This window comes from Actinomadura sp. NBRC 104425 (assembly GCF_030269545.1).
Lineage (GTDB): Bacteria > Actinomycetota > Actinomycetes > Streptosporangiales > Streptosporangiaceae > Spirillospora > Spirillospora keratinilytica.
Map to the genome: position 1 here is coordinate 1 of NZ_BSTN01000046.1, position 24,212 is coordinate 24,212.

A 24,212-nucleotide genomic window follows, 5' to 3' on the forward strand; every position below is an offset into this window, starting at 1 on the left:
ACTCGCCCGGTTTCGGGTGCGGTGCCCTGGTGCGGCTGGACGTGCTGCCGGACGGGACGGCCATGGGCCGGTTCGCCGGGTCGGCCGACTTCATGGTGCTGCGCTCGCAGCGCCCGGCCGGAGGGCCGGCCCGGGAGTGGAGGCGGGCCGCCGAACGACCGGTGCGCACCAGCCGCACCCGCATCGACCCGCGCGTCCTGCGGTACGGGCCGGTCAGCATCGATGTGACCGTGGCCGCGCTCGTGCCGGGGGTGGTCTCCCGGTATTACGAGGGCGATGACGACGCCACGCTGTGGGTGCTGGACCGCGACGACCACGCCGGCCCGTGGGCCTCGGTGGACTACGAGCCGGACACACCGGACTTCGAGGTGCAGCAGGCCGGGGACCGGAACCTGTGGGACGAGGTCGAACAGGCATGCGTGCGGTGGTTGGAGTGGGGACGCCCCGACATCACTCGCTTCGGGCTCACCGTCAGCCCCGAAGCGCACACGGTGTGGCTCGACAACCCCGACAACGCCATCTGACCAGCCAGGCTCCCCAACCTGCGACGCTCAACGCCTCGTAGGAGGGCGGGCCGAGTCGAACACCCCAAGTGCGGCGGTGGCCCTGGCGTGCGTGTGCGTGTCGCCAGGGCCACCGCGTCAGAGCCGGGGACACGTACCCAACCCGACCTCGGCGAAGGAACGCGGCCATGTCCCGAGCACGCCCTTACCGTTCATCTCCGTCGGGCCGGGGCGGGGGATCGGTCGGAGCAGGTAAGAGCAGAGCGTCTGGTGAGCGTTCCGCTGCACACCGTCCGCGCCGCCCTACCACTCGTCCCCGGCCAAGAACAGGGGCCTGGCCGCCAAGCGGCTGGATGAGGGAACGCAGCACACCGCCTCACCCACGTCGAAGGCTCCTATCCGGACGTCCTGTGCTGGTAGGGCTCCACACGCGCCGTCGGCAGGCCTACAGCCCAACCACGCAAGACGATCACTTGCTGCAGGTTGTCGCCCCGAGGACGCCCCGCTCCCGGCACGCCCTGAAGATCATGCGGCGATCGCAAGAACGACCTGGCACAACGAGCCTCTGACCTGCTGATTTGTGCTCACAGTAGCGTCGACGTGCTGAGCTAGTGATCCATAAGGCGCTGTATGTCCGTCTTTATCGGAGATCACGCTGTGTTGGCCTTTGACGCAAACAACACTGTATGATCACGTTCCGTTACCAAATGCAGATCCGTCAACTGGGTAAGTGGCCTGCTTTGGACGCCGAAGATCAGCCATAGCGGCTGAAACAGTCACAGTCCGTCGATAACCTGTGTTCTGGAGACATCCCAAATTACACAGCTGATCGGACGGCCCACGTGATCGACCGCAAGGCCCTGCTGACCGACCTGAAGAAGCAAGTTCAGGCTCTCGAACAGGACCTGTCGCGCCAGGTCAAGGCGCTGTCCGAGATCAACGCCCGGCTCCGGGCCGAGTACGACCAGGCCCGCAAGATCGGCCGAACGGCGGCCACGTGGAACTCCTGGCTGGACGAGCGCGTCACCCAGGTGGCGGTGGCCTGGGTGCTCGGCACGGTCTTCGTCCGCTTCTGCGAGGACAACCGCCTCATCCCCGAGCCGTATCTCGCCGCCCCCGAGGCCGACCGCAACGACCTCGCCCGCGCCCGATACGAGGCGTACGTGGAGGAGGACGAGGACCCGACCTACCGAGGCTGGCTGGAACGTGCCTTCGCGGAACTCGGCGAGGGCCAGGCCGGCATGCTGCTGTTCGACCGGGCCCACAACCCGCTCTTCCAGATCCCGATCAGCCACGACGCCGCAGGCGCCCTCATCAACTTCTGGAAGACCCGCAACGAAGACGGTACCCTGGTCCACGACTTCACGGACCCCCTGAACGACGACGGCACCGAGGGTTGGGACACCCGCTTCCTCGGCGACCTGTACCAGGACCTTTCCGAGTCGGCGCGCAAGAAGTACGCGCTCCTCCAGACCCCGGAGTTCGTCGAAGAGTTCATCCTCGACCGCACCATGGACCCGGCGATCCGCGAGTTCGGCTTTGAAGAACTCAAGATGATCGACCCGACGTGCGGCTCGGGGCACTTCATCCTCGGGGCCTTCCGCCGCCTGGTCCGCCTCTGGAACGAGCGGCAGCCCGGCCGCGACCGTTACGAACGCGTCCGCGCGGCCCTCGACTCGGTCCACGGCGTGGACATCAACCCGTTCGCCATCGCCGTCGCCCGCTTCCGCCTCCTGGTAGCCGCGATGGCCGCAGCCAACATCCGCACCCTGGCCGAGGCCGCCAAGTACGAATGGCCCCTTCATCTGGCCATCGGCGACTCTTTGATCAAGGCCCGCCAGTTGGAGCTCAGCCTCACCAGCGAGCAGACAGGCGACCCCTTGGCCGAGTTCTCTTACGCCACCGAGGATGTTCACGAGCATCCTCGAATTTTGGAGCCAGGTCGCTACCACGTCGTCGTGGGCAACCCGCCATACATTACTCCTAAAGATGAAAATATCAACCAGGTCTATCGCGATCTGTATGACGCTTGTTCGGGAAAGTATGCACTTACGGTTCCATTTGCACAGAGGTTTTTTGGGTTGGCCAAAAAAGGGACAGCGTCTACTGGTTGCGGCTATGGACTTGTCGGTCAGATAACCTCAAATGCTTTCATGAAGCGCGAATATGGAAGAAAGCTAATTGAGGACTTCTACGGTGAGCGCGTTGAGCTAACCGAGGTTATCGACTCGTCGGGTGTATACATACCTGGCCATGGCACTCCTACGGTCATATTGATCGGGAAGTCGCGCTCCGGGCCAGAGCGGTCGCCTTATATTCGCACAGTTCGAAGCAGGCAAGGTGAGCCCTCGGTTCCAAAAAAGGCTGAGGACGGCCTGGTTTGGAATGCAATCGTTCGGCAAGTCGATACGCCGGGCTCGATCAGCCCCTGGGTCTCCGTTGATGACCTCGAGCGTGACCGCTGCTTTCGTAGGCAGCCGTGGATTTTGGCCGATGGCGGCCTCGAGATGATCGAAATCATCGAAGAAGCCTCCTCTCGTCCGCTCGGTCGAATTGCCAAAGATATTGGTATTACGTCGGTAACTGGTGAGGATGATCTCTATCTTCTACCACCTGGAAGCGCCGAGAGGAGATACAGGTTCGAGAGCTCGCGCCCTGTGGTCACTGGTGATATGGTTCGCGACTATCGAATCACCGGCTCGTTCGACTCTGCATGGGTTTACGACGATGACTACGCGGTGCGTCCTCTAGAGGAAATTCCGCACGTCTTTCGTTACCTGGCGCCGTATCGGCCGATGATATCTAAGCGTAAGCGCTTTGGCGTTCCTATGATAACGCGCGGTTACGCATGGTACGAGTGGCAGGAACTCTATAACACTAAACTCAAAACCCAACTGAGGATCGCGTTCGCCGAAGTGGCGACACACAACCACTTCACGCTCGATGAGAGTCGGCCGATCTTCAACCGAACAGCTCCCGTCATTGTGCTAGATGAAGATGTAGATCGATCCTTTTATTTGCAACTATTGGGTATTCTAAATAGTTCGACAGCTTGCTTTTGGTTGAAGATGATGTGCCACAACAAAGGCAGCACCGTCGATGCGCGAGGGGCTCGCCAAAGCACCCTTCCGTTTGAGGATTTCTATCAATTCAATAGCTCGAATATTGCTAGATTTCCAATCCCGGAAAATATGCCGACGACTCTGCCGCAGAGGATTGCGAGTCTCGTCGCAAAAGATGCTCCGACTGCTACAGGCAAATTTTCTGCGCCAGTGGATGCAACGCGAATGCGCATGGAGAGAGCTGCCTGGCGATCTATTAGAGGGAAGATGATTGCGCTGCAGGAGGAGTTGGACTGGCAGGTTTACTCCATCTACGGGCTGCATCCGGAGGATCTGCGGGCGCCGGAGGAGGACGTGCCTGAGCTTGCGCTCGGGGAGCGGGCCTTTGAGATCGTGTTGGCTCGGCGGATCGCCAAGGGCGAGGCGTCCGACGAGTGGTTCAAGCGGCACGGCTCCACGCCGATCACCGAGATTCCGGAGCACTGGCCGGAGTCCTACAAGCGGGTCGTGCAGAAGCGCATTGAGGCGATCGAGACCTCCCGTGCCATCGGGATGATCGAGCGGCCCGAGTACAAGCGGCGGTGGGCCACCGAAGGGTGGGACGCGCTCCAGGAAAAGGCGCTCCGCTCCTGGCTGCTCGACCGGATCGAGAAGCGCGAGCACTGGTTCGATGCGAACGACATGCCGGTCCTTGTCACGCTGTCGCGGCTGACCGACATGCTCGCCGAGGACGACGACTTCGTGTCCGTGGCCAAGCTGTACCGGCCTCGCGAGGAGTTGGCCAAGGTCGTCGCCGACCTCATGGCCGATGAGCACGTCCCCTTCCTCGCTTCGCTCCGCTACAAGCCGTCCGGGCTCAAGAAGTGGGCCGACTGGGAGCACGTCTGGGACCTCCAGCGGCAGGAGGACGCCGCGCCCGACGAGATCACCAAGCGGAAGATCCGGGACTCCATTCCCACCCCGCCCAAGTACACGTCGGCCGACTTCATCAAGCAGTCGTACTGGCGGGCGCGCGGCAAGCTCGACGTGCCCAAGGAGCGGTTCATCTCCTATCCGACCGCTCTCGGCGTCCAGCCGCAGCTTTTCGGCTGGGCCGGGTGGGACCACCGGGAGCAGGCGCAGGCGCTCGCGACCTACTTCACCAACCAGGCCCTGACGCGCGAGGAGATCGCGCCCTTCCTGGCCGGTCTGCTGGAGCTCCAACCATGGCTGAAGCAGTGGCACGACGATTTCCACCCCCTCTACAGCGGGTCTCCCGCCGCGTTCTTCGAGGGCTACCGGCAGCAGATCCAGGGCGAGCATGGCCTGACCGACGATGACCTGCGGAATTGGCGACCGGAACCGGTGACGCGGGGCCGGAAGGCAGCGAAGAAGAAGTAACCGACGGGGGAAGGCAGAGAGAACAGATGGCACAGCGCCCACCGCTGCTCCGCGACCTCATCCCGATCAAGGAGTCGATCTCCACCTCGGACTACGTGCTGAGCCTCGCCGAGGCCACCACGCCCGAGGGGGCCGAACGCGCCCTCGAGAACTATGTGCTCACCGACCGGCTGCGGGAGAACTTCAACGCCGCCCTGGACCTCATCCGCGCGGCGATGGACGGGCACACGTCCAAGGCCGCCTACCTGCACGGCTCGTTCGGTTCCGGTAAGTCGCACTTCATGGCGGTGCTGTACGCGCTGCTGTCACGCCACCCGAAGGCCTGGGGCAACCCCGAGTTCGACTCGGTGCTGACCCGGCACGAATGGCTGCAGAGCGAGGGCAAGAAGTTCCTGCTGGTGCCCTACCACATGCTGGGGGCGCGGTCCCTGGAGCAGCGGGTGCTCGGCAAGTACGCCGAGTACATCAGGAAACTGCACCCGGACGCGTCGGTGCCGCAGGTCTACAAGACGGACGCCCTGTTCGACGACATCCGCGGGCTGCGCGCCCGGATGGGCGACGACGCCGTCATCAGGGGTCTCCAAATGCCCGGCTCCGGCGAGGACGACGAAGACGAGTGGGGCGAGTCGTTCGCCTGGACGCCGGAACTGCTCGACCAGGCCATGGCCGCGGAGGAATGGCACGGGGCGCAGGACGAGGACGCAGGCGACGACACCGAGAAGCGCAAACTCAACCTGATCAACCCGTCGACGCCGGCCGAACTGCGCGCCAAGCTCGTCCACGACGCCTCCCTGAACCTGCTGCCGGGGTTCGCCAAAAAGGCCGCCGAGGACGAGAACGGCTTCATCTCGCTCGACGCCGGCCTGTCGGTGATCGCCGAGCATGCCAAGTCGCTCGGCTACGACGGGCTGATCCTCTTCCTCGACGAGCTGGTGCTGTGGCTGGCGACGCTGATCCACGACCAGAAGCTGGTCGCCCACGAGGCAGGCAAGATCACCAACTTTGTGGAGGGCGGCGACGCGCGGCGCGCCATCCCGATCGTGTCGTTCATCGCCCGCCAGCGCGACCTGCGGGAACTGGTCGGCGAGGAGATGTCCGGGGCGGCCGAGGCGGCCATCCAGGACACCCTGAACCTGGCCTCCGGCCGGTTCGACAAGATCACGCTGGAGGACCGGAACCTGCCGCAGATCGCGCACGCGCGGCTGCTGACCCCCATCGGCGGGGAGAACGGCCCCGCCGCCAAGATGATCAGCGAGGCGTTCGAGCGGACCAAGGCGCTCGGCCCCAACATCTGGGACACCCTGCTCGGATCCGACAAGAACACCACGGGCGCCGACGAGGAGTCGTTCCGACTCACCTATCCCTTCTCGCCCGCGTTCATGGACACGCTCGTCCACATCTCCTCGGCGCTGCAGCGGTCCCGGACCGGTCTGAAGCTGATGGGCGAGCTGCTGGCGGCGAACCGCGACCATCTGCGGCTCGGCGACCTGATCGCGGTCGGCGACCTCTACCCGGTGATCGCCGAAGGCGGCGACAAGCCGTTCGTGGACGATCTGAAGGTCGTGTTCGCCGCCGCCGACAAGCTCTACAAGACCAAGCTGAGGCCGTACCTGCTGAACAGCCACGAGGTCACCGAGGAGGACGTCCATCGGTACCTGCGCGACCCGGACGGCGTCACCGACCCGGCGCTGGCGCAGCGCTGCAAGCTGTTCGTCGGCGACAACCGGCTGATCTGCACGCTGCTGCTGTCGGCGCTCGCCCCGAGCGTGCCCGCGCTCAACGACCTGACGCTGCGGCGGCTCGCCGCGCTCAACCACGGCTCGGTCGTCGCGCCGATCCCCGGCAGCGAGGTCGGCATCATCAAAAGCAAGATCGACGAGTGGGCTGCCAGGTTCCCGGAGATCAAGCAGACCGGTACCCCCGCCAACCCGGGCGTGCGGCTGGAGCTGACGGGCGTCGACGTCGACTCCGTCATCGCCAACGCCCGCGTCAACGACAACCCCGGCAACCGCGCCGCCCTGGCCCGTCGCCTGCTCATCGAGGAGCTGGACGTCGACCACACCGACGGCCGGCTCGGCTGCGACGAACTGCACCTGGTCTGGAAGGGCTCGCAGCGCACCCTCGAAGTGGTGTTCGGGAACGTGGCTGACGAGGACGAACTGCCCGACCACGACCTGGTGCCGCAGATCGACGGACGGTGGCGGCTCGTGATCGACCTGCCGTTCGACGAGAGCAACTACGGCCCGGTCGAGGACGTCAACCGCATCCGCAAACTCCGGGAGAAGCAGCGCGAACGCTCCCGCACGGTAGCGTGGCTCCCCACCCACCTGTCGGCGCAGCGCTACACGGACTTCAGGCGTCTGGTGATCATCGACAAGGCGCTCGCGGACGAGCAGCGGTTCGCCACCCAGTACGCCGCCCACCTCAACTCCGACAACCGCGAACGCGCCAAGGGCCTGCTGGAGAGCCAGCGTGAGGCGCTGCTCAAGCAGGTCAAGGACGCCTTCAAGCAGGCGTACGGCCTCAAGCCCAAAGAGGCCGCGCACGTCCAGGTGGACTTCGACCAGCACTTCCAGCCGCTCCCCGACGACCTGCCCGACCTCAAGGTGCAGTTCGGGCAGACCATGCGGGAGGCGGTCCGGCACATCGCGGGGCGGCTGCTGGAGGACCAGTTCCCCGCGCACCCCGACCTGAGCGACCGCACCGGCGCCCCGGTGAAGCTGTCCGACGCCAAGACCGTCTTCGGGTACGTGCGGGCCGCTGCCGAGGCCCGCGACCGCCAGGTGGAGGTCCCCGCCAAGGACCGCAAGCTGATGGCGCGGCTGGTCGGGCCGCTGCGTCTCGGCACGCAGCGCGAGGCGTACTTCAAGCTGTCCCACGACTGGGCCGACCACTTCAGGATGCTGGCCAGCAGCGAGGGCGTCACCGGCGACCTGAGTCTGATCAAGCTGCTGGACTGGATCGACCAGCCGCAGCCGCGGGGGCTCGACCCCTTCCTGGCGCACCTGATCGTCGCCTCGTTCGCCGAGTTGGACGACCGGGTGTGGGTGCGCGGCGGCGTCCCGCTCGTCCCCGCGCCGGAGCTGAACCAGATCAGGAGCGGGGACGCGTTGCGCGCCCAGCCGCTGCCGAGCGAGCAGGACTGGGCGACCGCGCGGGAACGGTTCGAGGCGATCTTTGGTAAGACGGCGCCGACGCTGCGGCGCGGGCGGCTGGTGAACCAATTCGCCGAGAAGATCATCGAGGAGGCCAAGGCCCACCTGGGCGCGGCCGACGACCTGGTCCGGCAGCTCGAAGAGCACGCCGGATTCCTCGGCCTGGACGAAACCGACGAGAGCGGGCGGCTGCAGATCGCCCGCCGCTCGGTGGAACTGCTGAAGTGCCTGGTGCCGGCGCAGGGCGGCGCGGGGGCGAAGAAGACCGTCGAGGCCCTGGCCCGTTTCGATCTCGGCGGGGTGTCCGCCGACCGGTATGGCACGTCGATCAAACGCGCCCGCGACGTCGCCGAGGCGCTGGCCGGGGCGTCCTGGGACGTCATCGGTCTCGCCGACCGGCAGGGCGCCGAGGGCGCGGCCCTGCTGGAATCGCTGCGCGGCATCGCACGCGCCGATCAGCGGACCGCCGACCTCGTGGAGGCGCTCCAGGAGACCCGGCGGAAGGTCACCGCGCTGCTCAGGCGCAATCCCGGCCCGCCGCCCCCGCCGGTGTCGCCCCCGTCTGCGCCGCGCGGCCCGGAGAGGCCGGACGACGTCGACCTGGGCAGCGGCTCCAGCCACCCGCAAGTCTCGGGCGACGGCGCCGGGCGGGCGGGCAAGGCCGCCACGGCGAGGCGGGAGGGCAGGCGGCGGACGTCGGCGTCCCGCGCGGCCGACGAGCTGCGCAGTGAGCTGGCCGAGCTGCCCGCTGACGCGACCATCGAGATCACCTGGCGGGTCGTGGAGTGATGTCCGTCCCCACCACCGCCGGCAACGGCGCCATGCGGCTCTCCGTGGCGGCCGTCACCCAGTACCTGGCGGCCAGCAGGAGCCTGAACGAACGCCCGAAGCGCAGGGTCGTGCTGTTGCGGGCCGTCCCCGAGTGGGACGGCCCCGACGAACTGTCGTGGGACGGCGAGCAGCGGGCGCGGATCGCCACCGCGCCGTCGCCGCTCGCGATCCACGAACTCGTCCTGGAGCACTTCGGGGGGCAGGAGGACGGCCCGGAGGTGCTCGTGGTGCTGACCGACCGGGAGGAGAGCGAACTCGACCCGGCCATCCTCGCCCGCGTGCACCGGCAGCGCGTCGAGATCGTCGACAACTGGAACCTCGTCCTGGAGACGTTCGGTTCCGACCAGCGCGACCCGCGGCTGCACGAAGAGGCGTGGGCGGCCGAAGCCCTCCTGGACGCCACCCCGCCGGGCGGCTGGCCCCGGCCGGCGGGCGAGATGCTGTCCCGGCGCACGGCGCTGTCGCTGCTGGCGATGCGCCGCCTGCGGCTGGGACGCTACGACGACCGCGGCGGCGCCGAATCCGACACCGAACGGACCGGCGACGGCCTCGACACCCACATGCTGCTGCGCTGGTCGCTTGTCCCAGGCGGGCCGGACCGGCTGCTGGCGCTGCGCCGCCCCGAACGCGAAGGCCTGATCCGCTTCCTGAGCGAGGAGGAGCAGGCCGGAGCGGCCGGGCGGGTCCTCTTCGCGCTCGTCGAGGCCGACCACGGCGCGGACGCGGTGCCGTACGGGCTGCTGTGCGCGGCACTGTGGCTGGACGCCCCCGCCGACTCGCGCACCTACCAGGCGCGCGGGAGGATCGAACGCTGGCTCGGCGACCCGCTGCCCGCCACCGGGGAGGCGCTGGACACCTTCCTGTTCAGGTTCGGGCGGTCCTGCCAGGAGTTCGTCTCCACCCTGGTGACCGTGGGCCGCGCCGACGACGGCGAGGCCGGGCGGGAGGCCAGGCGGGCCGTCGACCGGGTGCTCAGCCGCGCCTCCGAGCTCTCCCGGCAGTTCGGCATCGAGCAGTCGGTGGCGCACAGCGCCGTGCTGCCCGAAGGGCTGAGCGCGCGTTTCACCGCCTTTGGGCGGGCCCTGCGATCGGAAGACCTGGGCGAGATCCTGGCCGCCCTGGCGGCATTGGAGAGTCACCATCTGGCCGGGGACCAGGACGCGCTGGTGCGGATCGAGCGGGGGCGGATGGCGGCCCGGCTCGTCCGCTGGCTCGCCACCGACCCCGCCGCGGAAGGCGCGACCGGCGCACCGACGGTCGCGGCAGCGATCCAGCGGCATGTGGCCGACACCGGCTGGGCCGACCAGGCGCTCGACCACATCGAGGCCGGCGGCGACCCCGACCCGGTGGTGAAGTCCGCCTACGACCTGATCGGCGAGCGGGTCCGCGACGCCCGCCGCCGGATCGACCGTTCCTTCGCCGAGGCGCTGAGAACGTGGACGGCGGCGGGCACCGACCCCGGGTCGATGCTGACCGTGGAAACGTTCCTCCACCGGGTGGTCAAACCCGTGGTGACGGCCAAGCCTCCGCGCCGCGTGCTGCTGCTCGTGCTGGACGGCATGACCGCCGGTATCGCGGCCGAACTCGCCGAGGAACTGCGCCGCAACTGGGCCGAGTACGACCCGGTGCCCGACCCGTCCGGCAGAGCGCCGCGGCGGCGCGCCATGGCCGCGGCCCTGCCCACCGTGACGGCGGTCTCGCGGACGTCCCTGTTCGCCGCCGCCCTGATGAAGGGCGGGCAGGCCGACGAGAAGCGGCTGTTCCCCCAGCACAGGTTCTGGGGCGGTGCGCCGGCCGCCGTCTTCCACAAGGACGACCTGCGCGGCGAAACGGCCGGATCCCCGTTCGGCCGGGCGTTGACCGAAGCCCTCGAAGACGAGACCGGACATGTCGCGGTGGTGCTCAACACCATCGACGACCGACTCGCCAAGGAGCAGCGGCTCGGCGACGCCACCTGGCGGCTGGAGCACATCGGCAAGCTCAGAGAACTGCTGCGCGAGGCCGCCGAACGCGGCATGGCCGTGCTGATCACCAGCGACCACGGGCATGTCGTGGACCGCCGGGGAGCCAAGATCGACGGTGCGGGTCCCGTGTCGGCGCGTCACCGCCTGCCGGGCGGACCGGTCGCCGACGGCGAGGTTGCGTTGTCCGGTCCCCGCGTCGTCCAGGACGTGCCGGGCGGTGAGATCGTGGCGCTGTGGGACCGCGACCTGCGGTACACGGCTCAGAAGGCGGGCTATCACGGTGGTGCGGCGCTCGCCGAGTTCGCGATCCCCGTACTGGCGTTCCTGCCCTTCAACGCCGCGCCCCCGAAGGGATGGCGGGAACTGGGCGACCAGCATCCCGCCTGGTGGCGGCTGGAACCGGAGCAGCCGGAGCGGACGCAGGCCGGGCCGGTCGGCCAGGTGCGGGCGCCGGCCTCGCCGATCGCGGTGAAACCGTCGTCCGACGCCCTGTTCGAGCTGGAGGTCGAAGAGCGCGACGCGCGCGAGCCGGTCGCCGCGCCGGCGGAGGCGACGGCAGCGGCGGCGGTATCTCCGGCGGGGTCGGCGGCGGAGTCGGCGGCGGCGGCCCTTGCGGCGGCGCTGCTCGCGTCCGAGACGTTCCGGCAGCAGCTGAACCTGGTGGCGCGCAAACCTCCGCTCGGCAAGGTCGAGGCGGCGGTGCGGGCGCTGCTGGACTCCGGCACGCTGCCCACCACCGCCCTGGCACAGCGTGTCGGATACCCGGCCACCCGCGCCGACGGCTTCGCCGCCGTGCTCGCCCAAGTGCTCAACTACGACGGTGTCCAAGTCCTCGAAACCCTTCCCGACGGCCGCACGTTGCGGCTGAACACCGTGTTGCTGCGCGAGCAGTTCGACGTGCGGTGAGCCGCGCGATGGGACACTGGTGGGTGTGAACAGCGCACGGTCCCCCCAGGTCAGTGCCGTCCGCCGACGGGCCGTTATCGACGCGCTGCGCCGCGGTGCGGTGCCCGAAAGCGGACTGGACCTGCTCGCCACCGGGCTCGACCGGTTCGAGGCCGCCCTCGACGCGGAACTGGACTCGGTCGCCTCCGGCGGCTCGGTGTTCAAGGCCGTCCGCGGCGAGTACGGGACCGGCAAGACGTTCTTCACGCGATGGCTCGGTGAACGCGCGAAACGCCGCAATTTCGCGGTGGCGGAGATCCAAATCTCCGAGACCGAGACGCCGCTGCACCGGCTGGAGACGGTCTACCGGCGGCTCACCGAGCGGCTGACCACCGCCAGCTTCCCGCCGAGCGCGCTGCGCCCCGTGGTGGACGCGTGGTTCTACGCGCTGGAAGAGGACGCCCTGGAAGCCGGGACGCCCGAAGAGGACCTGCCGGGCGAGGTGGAGCGGCTGCTGACGGCGCGGCTGGCGGAGGTGTCGCGGCAGGCGCAGTCGTTCGCGGCCGCGCTGCGCGGCTACCGGGCGGCGCTCGCCTCCGGTGACGAGGCCACCGCCGCCGCGGTGCTGGCCTGGCTCGGCGGGCAGCCGCACGTCGCCGCCGCGGCCCGGCGCGCCGCCGGCGTACGCCGCGACCTCGACCACTTCGGGGCGCTCGGCTTCCTGCAGGGCCTGTTGACCGTGTTGCGCGACTGCGGGCACCCGGGCCTGCTGGTGGTGCTCGACGAGGTCGAGACCCTGCAGCGGGTCCGCTCCGACGCCCGGGACAAGGCGCTCAACGCGCTGCGCCAGCTCATTGACGAGGTGTATTCGGGCCGGTTCCCCGGCCTCTACCTGATGATCACCGGGACGCCCGCGTTCTACGACGGGCCGCAGGGCGTGCAGCGCCTCGCGCCGCTCGCCCAGCGGCTCGCCACCGACTTCACCACCGACCCGCGCTTCGACAACCCGCGGGCGGTCCAGGTGCGGCTGACCGGGTTCACCCTGGAGTCGCTGACCGGGCTGGGCATTACCATCCGCGACCTGTACGCGGCGAGGTCCGACGCGCCTGAGCGGATTAAGGCGCTCGCCGACGACGCCTACATCGCCGACCTCGCGCGTGCGGTCGGCGGCGCCTTCGGCGGCAAGGTCGGTGTGGCGCCCCGGCTGTTCCTCAAGAAGCTCGTCGGCGACGTGCTCGACCGCATCGACCAGTTCCCCGAATTCGACCCCCGCGTCCACTACACGCTCACGGTGTCCGGCACCGAGCTCACCGACGTGGAACGCAACCTCACAGCGGACGACATCGATCTGGACGTGTGATGGAGCGGCTGCACCCGGTCGTCCTGCATCACATCGTCAACACGCTCCAATGGCCGGGCCTGCGCCCCCTGCAGCACCAGGCCGTCGCCCCGATCCTCGACGGCCACGACGCGCTTCTGCTGGCCCCGACCGCGGGCGGCAAGACCGAGGCCGCGGTGTTTTCCGTCCTCACCGCGATGGCCGAACAGGAGTGGACCGGCGTTTCCGTCCTCTACCTGTGTCCCCTCAGAGCGCTGCTCAACAACCTCGCGCCCCGCGTCGACCAGTACGCCCGATGGCTCGGCCGCCGCGCCGGACTCTGGCACGGCGACACCCGGGAAGCCGAGCGGCGACGCATCCGCATGGACCCGCCGGACATCCTGCTGACCACGCCTGAGTCGCTGGAGTCCATGCTCATCAGCCACAAGACCGATCACGCCCGCATGCTCGGGGCAGTCCGCGCCGTCATCGTCGACGAGGTGCACGCCTTCGCCGGAGACGACCGTGGCTGGCACCTGCTCGCCGTCCTGGAACGCCTCACCCGCGTCGCCGGGCGCCCCATCCAGCGGATCGGCCTGTCGGCGACCGTCGGCAACCCCCGTCACCTGCTGACCTGGCTGCAAGGCGCCGGTGCCGGAACCCGGCCCGCCCGGGTCGTCGCCCCGGAATCTCCGACACCGGCGGCTGCGTCGCCCGCCGCCCGGGTCGAGCTCGACTACGTCGGCTCCATCGAGAACGCCGCCAAGGTCATCGCCTCCCTGCACCGCGGCGAGAAACGCCTGGTGTTCTGCGACTCGCGGAGCCAGGTCGAGCAGCTCGGCGCGGCCCTGCGCGCCCGCGACGTGACCACCTTCCTCTCGCACGCCTCCCTCTCAGCCGACGAACGCCGCCGCTCCGAGCAGGCGTTCGCCGAGGCCCGCGACTGCGTGATCGTCTCGACGTCCACCTTGGAACTCGGCATCGACGTCGGCGATCTGGACCGCGTGATCCAGATCGACGCCCCCGGCACCGTGGCCTCGTTCCTGCAACGCCTGGGCCGCACCGGGCGCCGCCCGGGCACCGAGCGGTCCTGCCTGTTCCTCGCCACCAAAGACCATGCGCTGCTGCAGGCGGCGGGGTTGCTGCTGCTGTGGGGACGGGGGTGGGTCGAGGACGTCGCCGCCCCGCCGATGCCGCGCCACCTGGTCGCGCAGCAGATCCTGGCCGTCGCGCTCCAGGAGCACCGGCTCGGGAACAGGACGTGGGCGGAGCAGTGGAACGGCCTGCCGCCGTTCGACCGCTCCGGAGAACCGATCCTGCGCCACCTCGTCGCCGAGGGCTTCCTCGACGAGGACGACGGCATGCTGTTCATCGGTGCCGAGGCGGAAAAACGGTTCGGCCGTCGGCACTTCATCGACCTCACCGCGTCATTCACGGCGCCCCCGCAGTTCACCGTCCTGTCCGGACGTGCGGAGATCGGCCGCACCGACCCGTCCGTGCTCACCGAGGACCGCCCCGGCCCCCGCCGCCTCCTGCTGGCCGGACGGACCTGGCAGGTCACCTACATCGACTGGAAACGGTGCCGCTGCTTTGTCGAACCCGCCGAAGGCGACGGCATCGCCAAATGGACCGCGGGCGCGATAGCCGGCCTGTCATTCGAGCTCACCCGCGCCATGCGCGACGTCCTGCTCGGCGCGGACCCGCCCGTCTCCCTCACCCGCAGGGCGGGTGCGCGGTTGCAGACGCTCCGGTCGGAGAAGGCGGCGGAGTCGGTTCACCCGGCCGGGCTGGTGATCACTCGCGTCGGCGGTGACGTCCGCTGGTGGACGTGGGCGGGCTACCGCGCCAACGCCACCTTGACCGCGACCTTGTCGTCCGTGACCGACCAGGTGCAGCGTCCCACGGACTTGTTCGTGCGGCTCCGGGAGGACCTGACGCCGGAAATGTGGAAGGCGGCGCGCGCCGAAGCACCGCTCGTGCTGCCCGACGTCGACGCGCGAGCCGTCCGAGGCCTCAAGTTCTCGGCGGCGCTGCCTGCTCATCTCGCCGCCGCGACCGCGGCGGCCCGGCTCGCCGACCTCGACGGCGCCGAGAAGGCCCTCGGCGACGCCACCCGCTTCACCGCCTTCCCTCCTTCGTGATCAGCATGCATCGTCCGGCTGCATCAGGACATCGCACGCTGAAGTGATCTTCATAGTCGGAGGCGCTCCACTGGCCCACCCCTTCATCCCGTTGTCGGAACCGTGGTGCTCCGGCTTGTTGACCTGGGCAGCGCAGATAGGGGCGCCCAAGCCACCGGCTTCACCACCATGGCGGCTCAGAGATCGACACGGAGTGAGCTGACCACGCAATTGCTGTCCCTGCTGTTCCAGCCATGATCGGCGCGGGAAGTCGATCGTCGGCATCCGTTGCTGCTCACTGAGCAGGACGAAGCGTAGAAGCCGGCGATCGCGGCCATGGCCGATGGGCGCATGTCGGTTGTGCTGACAGCCGGCTATCTCGCTCTGCCTTGTGGGGAGGAGATGGCGTGGCGGGTGGGGGTGACGGGGGTGGCGCCGTGGCGGGCCAGGGCGAGGCCGAACCAGACGGCCGTTGCCAGGACGGCGAGGCACAGGAGCGTGCGGCCGATGCGCAGGCCGTAGCCGCAGGTTAACCACAGCAGGTGCAGGCCCAGGCGGCGCCACTGGTCGCGTTCCGTGCGGCGGCGGATGTCCAGGGCGCAGTAGCGGAAGTCGCGTTCGAGCTTTCGGCCGTCCTCGCACTCGTGGGCGGCGGACGCGAGCTGCCGGTAGAGCGTTTCCAGGAGGTCGGCGTTGGCCGAGCCCGTGAGGTCTTCGGCCAGGACGGCATGCCGCCGCGTGTGCCATCCCGGGAGCCGCCAACGGCTGGGCGGGGCGGTCGCGAACGAACACCCGGACAGCCGCAGACGCTCCGGGCGCGCCAGCCCCAGGAAACGACAACGGCTCAGGTCCACGTCTGTGAGGGCCACCCCGGGTGCCGTGGTCCCGCACAGGGACAGCACCCGCACCACCGGTTCGTGCGGCAGATCGGTCAGCCCGTGGAACGGGTGATCGACCGTCCGTACCGACACCGCGCCGTCGAACACCGCGTTCTCCAGGTCGAGATCGGCGTGGCGGAGACGGAAGTCGGCTGCTCCCCGTACCGACAGGCCGCGTGCGTCCAAGGCGCGGGTCACCGCGCTCACGTGCAGCGTGCCGTGGGCCACCGCGTCCGCCAGTCGCAGGCGTACTCCTGCCGCGAGGGGTCCCAGCCAGGCGTCGCGACGGAAACTGACGCGCTCGAAGCGCGCCTGCCGGGTCACCCGTACGCGTCGGAACGAGACCGCGCCGGCGAACCGTGCCGCCTGCAGCCAGGCGTCGCGGCCGAAGCGCGCCCGGTCGAACGCCGCCGCGCCGATGAAGACCGCCCGGGAGAAGGAAGCATCCGCCTGCCAGATCGTCTCTCCGAACAGCGCGTCCCCCGCGAACACCGCCTCCTCGAACGTGGCGTGCCGGTGGAACCGCGCGCCGTGGAACGAGGCGTTGCCCCTGAAACGGACCCTGCGGAACGACACGTGCCCCAGGAACCGGGCGTCCAGGAAGCACGCGGCGCCGGTGAAGCACGCGCCGTCGAAGGAGCTGTCGCCCTCCAGGCACGCGCCCGACAGCGAGAACGGCGACGGCAGCACCGCCCCGTCGAACCTGCCGCGCCCCAGGTGCGGACGGCCGTCGGGACCGGTCAGCGCGTCCAGCAGGACGGACAGCACGTGCGGGGGCACCGTGACCCCGCGCAGATCCAGGTCGTCGCCCGGCCCCAGCCCGGCGGCGTACGTTTCGAGCTCGTCCGGGGTCAGATGGGCGGCGCACCTCAGGTACGGGTCGACGGCCCGTCCGGCGCAGCCGTACGCGACCTTGCAGCGGGGCCATGTCGCCAGTGCGTCCAGGGCAACGGTCTGAGTGCTCACGGGGCCGTTTTTACCCACACCTGGTGATTACGTGAAGCTTCTTGGAGGGTAGCCGAGCGTTACGTCCGCTATCGGCCCCTGGAGATACCCGCTGAACGCGTGCTCTACCTGAGGCGACGTCCGTGCATGCCGACTCTCCAGAAGTTCGTGCTGTGGCGGAAGGACAGTGCCCGGTGCCGCCACAGCACGGGTGGGGTCAGAAGCGAACGCCGCTTGACCCGGTCCTGCGGAGAGTCCGCTTGATCGCTTTGCGTTGCCGCGTCGGGACGGCTCCCGAGATGCCACGACCGCTGAAGGAGCGACCACGGCCGTTCCTCATGCCGCCCGGCGTGATGCCCAGGGTGCGTTGGAGGGTGTTGCCTCGGTGGGTTGTGGTGCGGCTTCCCAGTGTGCGGCCGCGTTGTATGGGGCCTCTGTAGCTGCCGCTCAGCAGCCCGCCCCTCGGGGTGATGCCGAGTGCGCGTTGAAGCGTGTTGCCACGGTGCAGTGTGGTGCGGCCTGCGAGCGTGCCTCTGCTGGGGGTGATGCCGAGGGCGCGTTGGAGGGTGTTGCCTCGGTGGGTTGTGGTGCGGCTTCCCAGTGTGCGGCCGCGTTGTATGGGGCCTCTGTAGCTGCCGCTCAGCAGCCCGCCCCTCGGGGTGATGCCGAGTGCGCGTTGGAGCGTGGTGCCGCGGTGGTGGGTGCTTCTGAGGGTGCCTCTGCTCGGGGTGTTGCCCAGGAGGCGTTGCAGAGTGCTGCCCCGGTGAGGTGTGGTGTGGGTTGCGAGTGTGCCCCTGCCCGGGGTGATGCCTAGGGCGCGTTGCAGAGTGGTGCCTCGGTGTGTGCGGCGCGGCAGGGCGGTGATCTGGGTGAGCCTTCCGCGGCCGAGGGTGCCGCGTCCTCCGAAGATTCCGGGTGTGCGTCGCTGCATGATGGGGCCGCGACCGCCTGGCCTTATGTTGCCGCTGCGGATGGCGCGGTACACGGCGTACGCGGCCACGCCTGCGGCGGTGGCGCCGACGGCGGTGGTCAGCGGGTGGCGGCGGGCGCCTTCGGCGGCGTGTACGGCCGCGTCCGGGGTCGCCTCGCGGGCCTTGGCCTTGAGCTGGCCGGCCTTCTGCTGAGCGCGGGCCCTGACGTCGGCGCGCGCGGCGAGGGCCGCAACGGTGGCGCCGAGCTCGGCGCGCGTCTCCTCGACTCTGTGCTGCTGCTCCGCGACCTGCGGATCACGGTCGTAAGTGGTCATTTCCTGCCCCTGGTGCGTTGCTGGATCTCGTGGACGTCGGCCCGAACGCTGTCGGCGGTGCGTACCGGGGGCGTGGCGAGGCGCAGATGCCACCTGCCCTGCAGCGCCATCAGCCCGGCCACCACGAACAGCACGCCGGCCACGATCAGCGCGGCCGCCCAGGCGGGCAGGACGAGGGCCAGGGCGAGCACCGCCGCCGCGACCAGGGCGCCGCCGCCGTAGAGGGCGAGCGCTCCGGCGCCGCCGAACATCTTGGCGGCCTTGGCGGCGCGGCCGCCCTTGTGCCGCAGTTCCAGCTGGGCCAGCCGCAGCTCCTCGCGCACCAGGCGGGCGCTCTGCTCGCTGAGGTGCCGGATCAGCTCGGCGGTCGAGGCTCCGGCCAGGTCTTCGACACGCCGCTCGGTCAGTTGTTCGGACATCGCAACGTCGCCTCCCTTGCACGGGAGCTGTCGATACCCGCTCACCAGGGGATTTAACGGGGCGGCAGGGAGTGATCAGGGGGAAGAGTGGGGACCACTTGATTATCGACAACAAGCTGGAACATCGGCGTTTCACCAACGTTCACCTTGAGCAGGGATAATTTGCCTGATGACGGTCGAACCAGGACACCCCCGACAAGACGCGGAGGCGCTGCCCGAAGATCGCTTTTTGGACCGTGAGGAGAGCTGGCTGCGGTTCAACCAGCGTGTCCTGGAGCTGGCCGAGGACCCGACGCTGCCGCTGCTGGAGCGCGTGCGGTTCCTGTCGATCTTTGCCAGCAACCTCGACGAGTTCTTCATGGTGCGGGTCGCCGGGCTGGCCCGCCGGATGGCGACCGGCCTGGCGGTGCAGTCGGCCAGCGGCCGCCAGCCCCGCGAGGTGCTGGAGCGCATCTCCGCCGTCGCGCACGAGCTGATGCAGCGGCACGCGACGACCTTCCACCAGGAGATCTGCCCCGCGCTGGCCAAGGAGGGCATCGACATCCTGCGCTGGGACGAGCTGGCGCAGACCGAGCAGGAGCGGCTGCGCAGGCTGTTCCGCGACCGGATCTACCCGGTGCTGACCCCGCTGGTGGTCGACTCGGCGCACCCGTTCCCCTACATCTCCGGCCTGTCGCTCAACCTGGCGGTGATCGTCCGCGATCCGGAGCGGGACGGCACGCTGTTCGCCCGGGTGAAGGTGCCGCCGCTGCTGCCGCGGTTCATCGAGGCGTCCCCCAACCGGTTCACCCCGCTGGAGGACGTGATCGCCGCCCATCTCGGGCAGCTGTTCGTCGGCATGGAGATCGTCGAGCACCACGCGTTCCGGGTGACCCGCAACCAGGACCTGGAGATCGACGAGGACATCAGCGAGGGCCTGCTGCAGGCGCTGGAGCGCGAGCTGCTGCGCCGCCGGTTCGGCCCGGTGGTCCGGCTGGAGGTGGAGCGCTCGATCTCCCCGGAGGTGCTGGACTTCCTCACCACCGAGCTGGCCATCGACGACAACCAGATCTACCGGCTGGACGGCCCGCTCGACCTGGCCGGGATGGCGGCCATCGCCGACCTGGACCGGCCGGAGCTGAAGTACCCGCCGTTCGTGCCGTCCAAGGAGGCGATCGCGGCCGACGCCGGGATCTTCGCCGCCATCCGCGAACGCGACGTGCTCGTCCACCACCCCTACGACTCGTTCACCACCACCGTGCAGCGGCTGATCGAGGACGCCGCCGCCGACCCCCGCGTGCTGGCGATCAAGCAGACGCTCTACCGCACCAGCGGCGACTCCCCGATCGTGGACGCGCTCATCGAGGCGGCCGAGGAGGGCAAGCAGGTCGTCGTCGTGGTCGAGCTGAAGGCCCGGTTCGACGAGCGGGCCAACATCGCCTGGGCGCGCAAGCTGGAGCAGGCGGGCTGCCATGTGGTGTACGGGTTCGTCGGGCTGAAGACGCACTGCAAGCTGGCCATGGTGGTGCGCCAGGACGCCGACGGCACGCTGCGCCGCTACTGCCACATCGGCACCGGCAACTACCATCCCAAGACCGCCCGGCTGTACGAGGACTTCGGGCTGCTCACCGCCGACCGCGAGGTCGGCGAGGACGTCAGCGCGCTGTTCAACCACCTGACCGGCTACTCGCGGCAGACCTCGTTCAAGCGGCTGCTGGTGGCCCCGCACAGCCTGCGCTCGGGGCTGGTGCTGCGCATCGAGCGCGAGATCGAGCACCACCGCGCCGGCCGGCCCGCCCGCATCCGCATCAAGTGCAACGCGCTGGTCGACGAGGTGATCATCGACGCGCTGTACCGGGCGTCGCAGGCGGGCGTGCCGGTGGACATCTGGGTGCGCGGCATCTGCGCGCTGCGCCCGGGCCTGCCCGGGCTGTCGGATACGATCCGGGTGCGCAGCGTGCTGGGCCGGTTCCTGGAGCACTCCCGGGTGTTCGCCTTCGAACACGGCGGCGACCCGGAGGTGTGGCTGGGCAGCGCCGACCTGATGCACCGCAACCTGGACCGGCGGGTCGAGGCCCTGGTCCGGGTGACCGACCGGTCGCACCGGGCCGACCTCATCCGCCTGATCGACCAGGCCATGGACGACGGCACCGCGACCTGGTGGCTGGACGGCGACGGCACGTGGACGCGCCGGTCCACCATGGTGAACGGCAAGCTGCTGGACATCCAGACGCACCTGGTCCGCAGCCACCGCTGGAGGACCGTCGATGGCTGACCCCCGCCCCGACGCGCCCGGCACCCTCCGCCTTCTCGGGGGACCCGGTCCCGGGGGCGGGACGCGGCCGCCCATCCGCGCGGCGGGCGCCGTGCTGTGGCGTCCGGGAGACGGCCTCGGCTCCGGCGGCACGCCCGCCCCCGAGGTGGCGTTGATCCACCGCCCGCGCCACGACGACTGGTCGTTTCCCAAGGGCAAGCTGGAACGGGACGAGCACGCGCTGCGCGGCGCGATCCGCGAGGTCGAGGAGGAGACCGGCGTCGTGGCGCGGCTCGGGCGCCGCCTGCCGACCTGCGTCTACCCCAAGGACGGCCGCACCAAGTACGTCGACTACTGGGCGGCGCGGGCCGTGTCGTCGGCGCAGTTCACCCCGAACGACGAGGTGGACGAGCTGGTCTGGCTGCCGGTGGCCGAGGCCGAGCGGCGGCTCACCCACCCGCTGGACGCCGACCTGCTGCGCGAGTTCGCCGCCGGGCCGCCGGTGACGCGTCCGCTGGTGATTCTGCGGCACGCCACGGCGGGCGACAAGCGCGACTGGAACGGTCCGGACGAGCTGCGCCCCTTGGACGAGCCCGGCCGCGCCCAGGCCCGGACGCTGGCCGACCTGCTGTTCGCCTACGGCCCCGGGCGTCTGGTCAGCTCGGCGACGGCGCGCTGCGTCGAGACGCTGCTGCCGTTCGCGCGCCGCACCGGCTCCGAGATCGTCACCGACCGGGCGTTCACGATCGGCGTCACCGACGCCGGGCGGGCGTGCGCGCGTCTGCTCGACCTGGCGGTAGCGACCGAGGGGGCGCCCGCGCCGGAGCCGCTGGTGGTCTGCACGCACGGCGAGATCGTGTCCGAGCTGGTCACCTTCCTGTGCCGTGAGCTGGGCGGGAAGGAGCCCGACGACCCCGCGCTCGGCAAGGGGGCGTTCTGGGCAGTGCACGTATCGGCGGTCGGCGACGGCACATCGCCGGCTCTGGCGGCGCTGGAACGCCACGCCTGTTAGAACTCGGGCGCGTTGATCCGCTGCCAGGTCCGTTCCAGGGCGTCCAGCGACGCCTGCGCCTCGCAGCGCTCCGCCCCGTACAGCACGCCCACGGTGAACGCCTCGGCGGGGGTGCGCACGCGTGCGGCGATCTCCCGCAGGCGCGCCATGGCGATCACGCCGTCCTGGTAACCGCCGAACACCTCCTGCACGCGTCGTGCGTCCCGGACGGCCCGCGCCGCAGCCTCCCCGAGCACGGGCACGGCCAGTTCCGCTGCGTAGCGGGCCCGCTTGGCGGACCTTCGGGTCTCGTGCCGCGCCTCGTCGGCGTCCTCGGCGATGGCGATCGCGGCGTGCGCCCGTTCCATCCGCCGCCATGCCCGGGCCACCAGCACCGGCAGCTCCTTGGTCGCCCGGCGGGCGGCGCGGCCGGTCAGCGGCGGGTCTTCGACCAGCCGCTCCAGCGCATCCAGCAACGCGAAGTAGCGCGGTTCCTTGAGCGCCGCGTTGAGCCTCCGGTACGCCGACCGCTCCTCGCGGGATATTGCGTCGAGCCACTCCCGCCCGGCGTCGCCGGCGTCCAGTTCGTCCAGCCGCGCGGTGAACCGCATGCGCAGCACCTCGAGGTCGCGGACCTCGCCGAGCACCCCCGCCAGCCACCGCAGCTCCGACCGCAGCGGGTCGACCTGCTCGCGCACCAGCAGCGGCCGGTAGCTGCGCAGGGCGCTGCGGATGCGGCGGACCGCGACCCGCATCTTGTGCACCGCGTCCTCTTCCGCCGCCCGCGCTTTCGGGTCGTACTTCAAAATCGCTGCGACCTGGGCCGCCAGATACGCCCGGACGGCCGCGCCCGCCGAGCCGTCGTCGGCCGGTTCCGGTGGGGCCTGCTGGACGGCGCCGTCCAGCAGCCGTCCGAGCTTGGACGACGACGCCGACCGCCGTGCCCCGGCCTTGCGCAGCCGCTTGCCCGCCGCCTTCAGCAGCCCGGGCTTCCCGGAGCCCAGCTCGACCTCGATCTCCCGCCAGGACGCGGTGGCCTCGTGGTCGTCCCGCAGGACGCGGCCGGTGACCGCGTCGTCGGCCACCTCGGCGAGCACCGCGCCGTTCTCGTCCAGCAGCGGCAGCACGGTCCGCTCGGTCTCCAGCGTCGCGACCGGCCGCAGCTCCGCGCCGCGCGTGAAGGCTGCCACCAGGTTCGCCAGCCGGGCCGGGGCGACCTGCGCCCGCCCGAGCGGCGCGCGCGTCTCCGCCTTGCTGTCCGGGCCGACCGGCATCTTCAGATGCCAGCCCGCGTCATCGCCGCCGCGCCGCCGCCGCAGGGTGATGCCGCGCGCGGTGAGCCGCAGGTCGTCGGTGTCGAAGTAGGTGGCGTGCAGGTGGTGCGACCGCGCCGGCCCCACGGCGGCTACCCCGGGCAGGTCGGACAGTTCGGGCAGCGTGAACTCGGTGTTCGCGTCGTACTTGCGCTCGATCTCCAGCTGCTCCGCCGTCACGGCATCACGCCCTTCGCGTCGTGGTGGTTTTCATGCTGCCAGGTCAGCACCCGAAACTGAACGGACGTACCGGCGATGTGCTGGTCTTTCTCTTTAGCCCGTCCTTCCCCGGCGGTTGCCGTTATGGCCGAGTCGATCTCACCCGCCAGGATGGTTGTGTTTCCTTGAGACGCCCGCTCGCGCTCCGTCTGACGTTGCTGCCCTCCGCCACCGTCACCGCGTCGTCCGCGTCCGCCGATCCTCGCCCGCCGAAACCCGCTGCCGCCGCGTCCACGCACGACGACGGCCCCGCCGGAACGACCTGTACGCCCGGTGCCGCTGGGGGAACCCTGCGCCCGATTCGGCAGCCGTGGGGTATCGGAGTTTGCTGCTCTGGCGGGTGCTTGGCTACCGGCTGCACTGGCAGGGGCGGTCGCCTGGCTCTGTCGGTGCCGCCTGGGGCACTTCCGCTCGGTTCGGTGGTGCGGTGGTCGGCTGTGGTGTCGTGGCGACCTGCCCCGGCTGGCATCGGGGCTGGAGCGCCTCGGCCTGGGGCTGCGGGCTCGCCTGGGGGCTCGGTCGTGTGGCGTGGGGGCGATGGGAGTTGCTGCTCTGGCGGGTGCTTGGCTATCGGCTGCACTGGCAGGGGCGGTCGCCTGGCTCTGTCGGTGCCGCCTGGGGCACTGGTCACGTCCAGCGGAGTGGTGTATGAGTCGGCCTCCGCGTGATCCTGTTGCTGCAGGTTAAGCGGTGAGTTCTCGGTTGTCGTCCTCGGGGTCTTGTGCGGTGCCGTCGATGACGCGCAGTCTG

General features: G+C 69.8%; 11 protein-coding genes and 1 pseudogene. 8 read left to right on the top strand and 4 right to left on the bottom strand.

Going from position 1 to position 24,212, the window contains the following annotated elements; genetic code table 11:
• The 6 genes and pseudogenes from QSK22_RS32330 to QSK22_RS32355 form a co-directional block, all read left to right on the top strand.
• A pseudogene (locus QSK22_RS32330) lies at window positions 1-524 on the top strand (methyltransferase domain-containing protein); the annotation flags it as partial.
• Between the two features lie 821 nt (window positions 525-1,345).
• Window positions 1,346-4,945, top strand: coding sequence for a BREX-2 system adenine-specific DNA-methyltransferase PglX (pglX, locus tag QSK22_RS32335; RefSeq protein WP_285498288.1), 3,600 nt, complete (start codon window positions 1,346-1,348; stop codon window positions 4,943-4,945).
• Window positions 4,946-4,971: 26 nt separating this feature from the next.
• Window positions 4,972-8,889 (top strand): BREX-2 system ATPase PglY, encoded by a 3,918-nt coding sequence (pglY, locus tag QSK22_RS32340; RefSeq protein WP_285498290.1) that lies wholly within the window; start codon window positions 4,972-4,974, stop codon window positions 8,887-8,889.
• Window positions 8,889-11,801, top strand: a complete 2,913-nt coding sequence (gene pglZ / locus QSK22_RS32345) for a BREX-2 system phosphatase PglZ (protein ID WP_285498291.1) — start codon at window positions 8,889-8,891, stop codon at window positions 11,799-11,801. The genes pglY and pglZ overlap by 1 nt, the downstream gene beginning before the upstream one ends.
• Window positions 11,802-11,826: 25 nt before the next feature.
• Window positions 11,827-13,140 (top strand): BREX system ATP-binding protein BrxD, encoded by a 1,314-nt coding sequence (brxD, locus tag QSK22_RS32350; protein ID WP_285498292.1) that lies wholly within the window; start codon window positions 11,827-11,829, stop codon window positions 13,138-13,140.
• Entirely contained in the window at window positions 13,140-15,239 is a 2,100-nt protein-coding gene (locus QSK22_RS32355) for a DEAD/DEAH box helicase (RefSeq protein WP_285498294.1), read from the top strand. The genes brxD and QSK22_RS32355 overlap by 1 nt, the downstream gene beginning before the upstream one ends.
• A gap of 353 nt (window positions 15,240-15,592) precedes the next feature.
• Here the strand turns inward: QSK22_RS32355 and QSK22_RS32360 are convergent, their stop codons facing one another.
• The 3 genes from QSK22_RS32360 to QSK22_RS32370 form a co-directional block, all read right to left on the bottom strand.
• A complete protein-coding gene (locus tag QSK22_RS32360) occupies window positions 15,593-17,062 on the bottom strand; it encodes a pentapeptide repeat-containing protein (RefSeq protein WP_285498296.1) in 1,470 nt (489 codons plus the stop codon).
• Between the two features lie 196 nt (window positions 17,063-17,258).
• Window positions 17,259-18,287, bottom strand: coding sequence for a DUF3618 domain-containing protein (locus QSK22_RS32365; RefSeq protein ID WP_285498297.1), 1,029 nt, complete (start codon window positions 18,285-18,287; stop codon window positions 17,259-17,261).
• Entirely contained in the window at window positions 18,284-18,706 is a 423-nt protein-coding gene (locus QSK22_RS32370) for a phage holin family protein (protein ID WP_285498298.1), read from the bottom strand. Before QSK22_RS32370 ends, QSK22_RS32365 begins: the two co-directional genes overlap by 4 nt.
• Window positions 18,707-18,875: 169 nt before the next feature.
• On the opposite strand from QSK22_RS32370, the gene QSK22_RS32375 reads away from it, so the two are divergent.
• Complete coding sequence (locus QSK22_RS32375) at window positions 18,876-20,960, top strand: RNA degradosome polyphosphate kinase (RefSeq protein ID WP_285498299.1); 2,085 nt, start codon at window positions 18,876-18,878, stop codon at window positions 20,958-20,960.
• The gene (locus QSK22_RS32380; RefSeq protein ID WP_285498300.1) at window positions 20,953-21,951 is read left to right on the top strand and encodes an NUDIX hydrolase; all 999 of its coding nucleotides are present in this window, start codon (window positions 20,953-20,955) and stop codon (window positions 21,949-21,951) included. Before QSK22_RS32375 ends, QSK22_RS32380 begins: the two co-directional genes overlap by 8 nt.
• On the opposite strand, the gene QSK22_RS32385 is transcribed toward QSK22_RS32380, so the two are convergent.
• Entirely contained in the window at window positions 21,948-23,423 is a 1,476-nt protein-coding gene (locus QSK22_RS32385) for a CYTH and CHAD domain-containing protein (RefSeq protein ID WP_285498301.1), read from the bottom strand. The genes QSK22_RS32380 and QSK22_RS32385 overlap by 4 nt on opposite strands.
• Window positions 23,424-24,212: the final 789 nt, after the last annotated feature.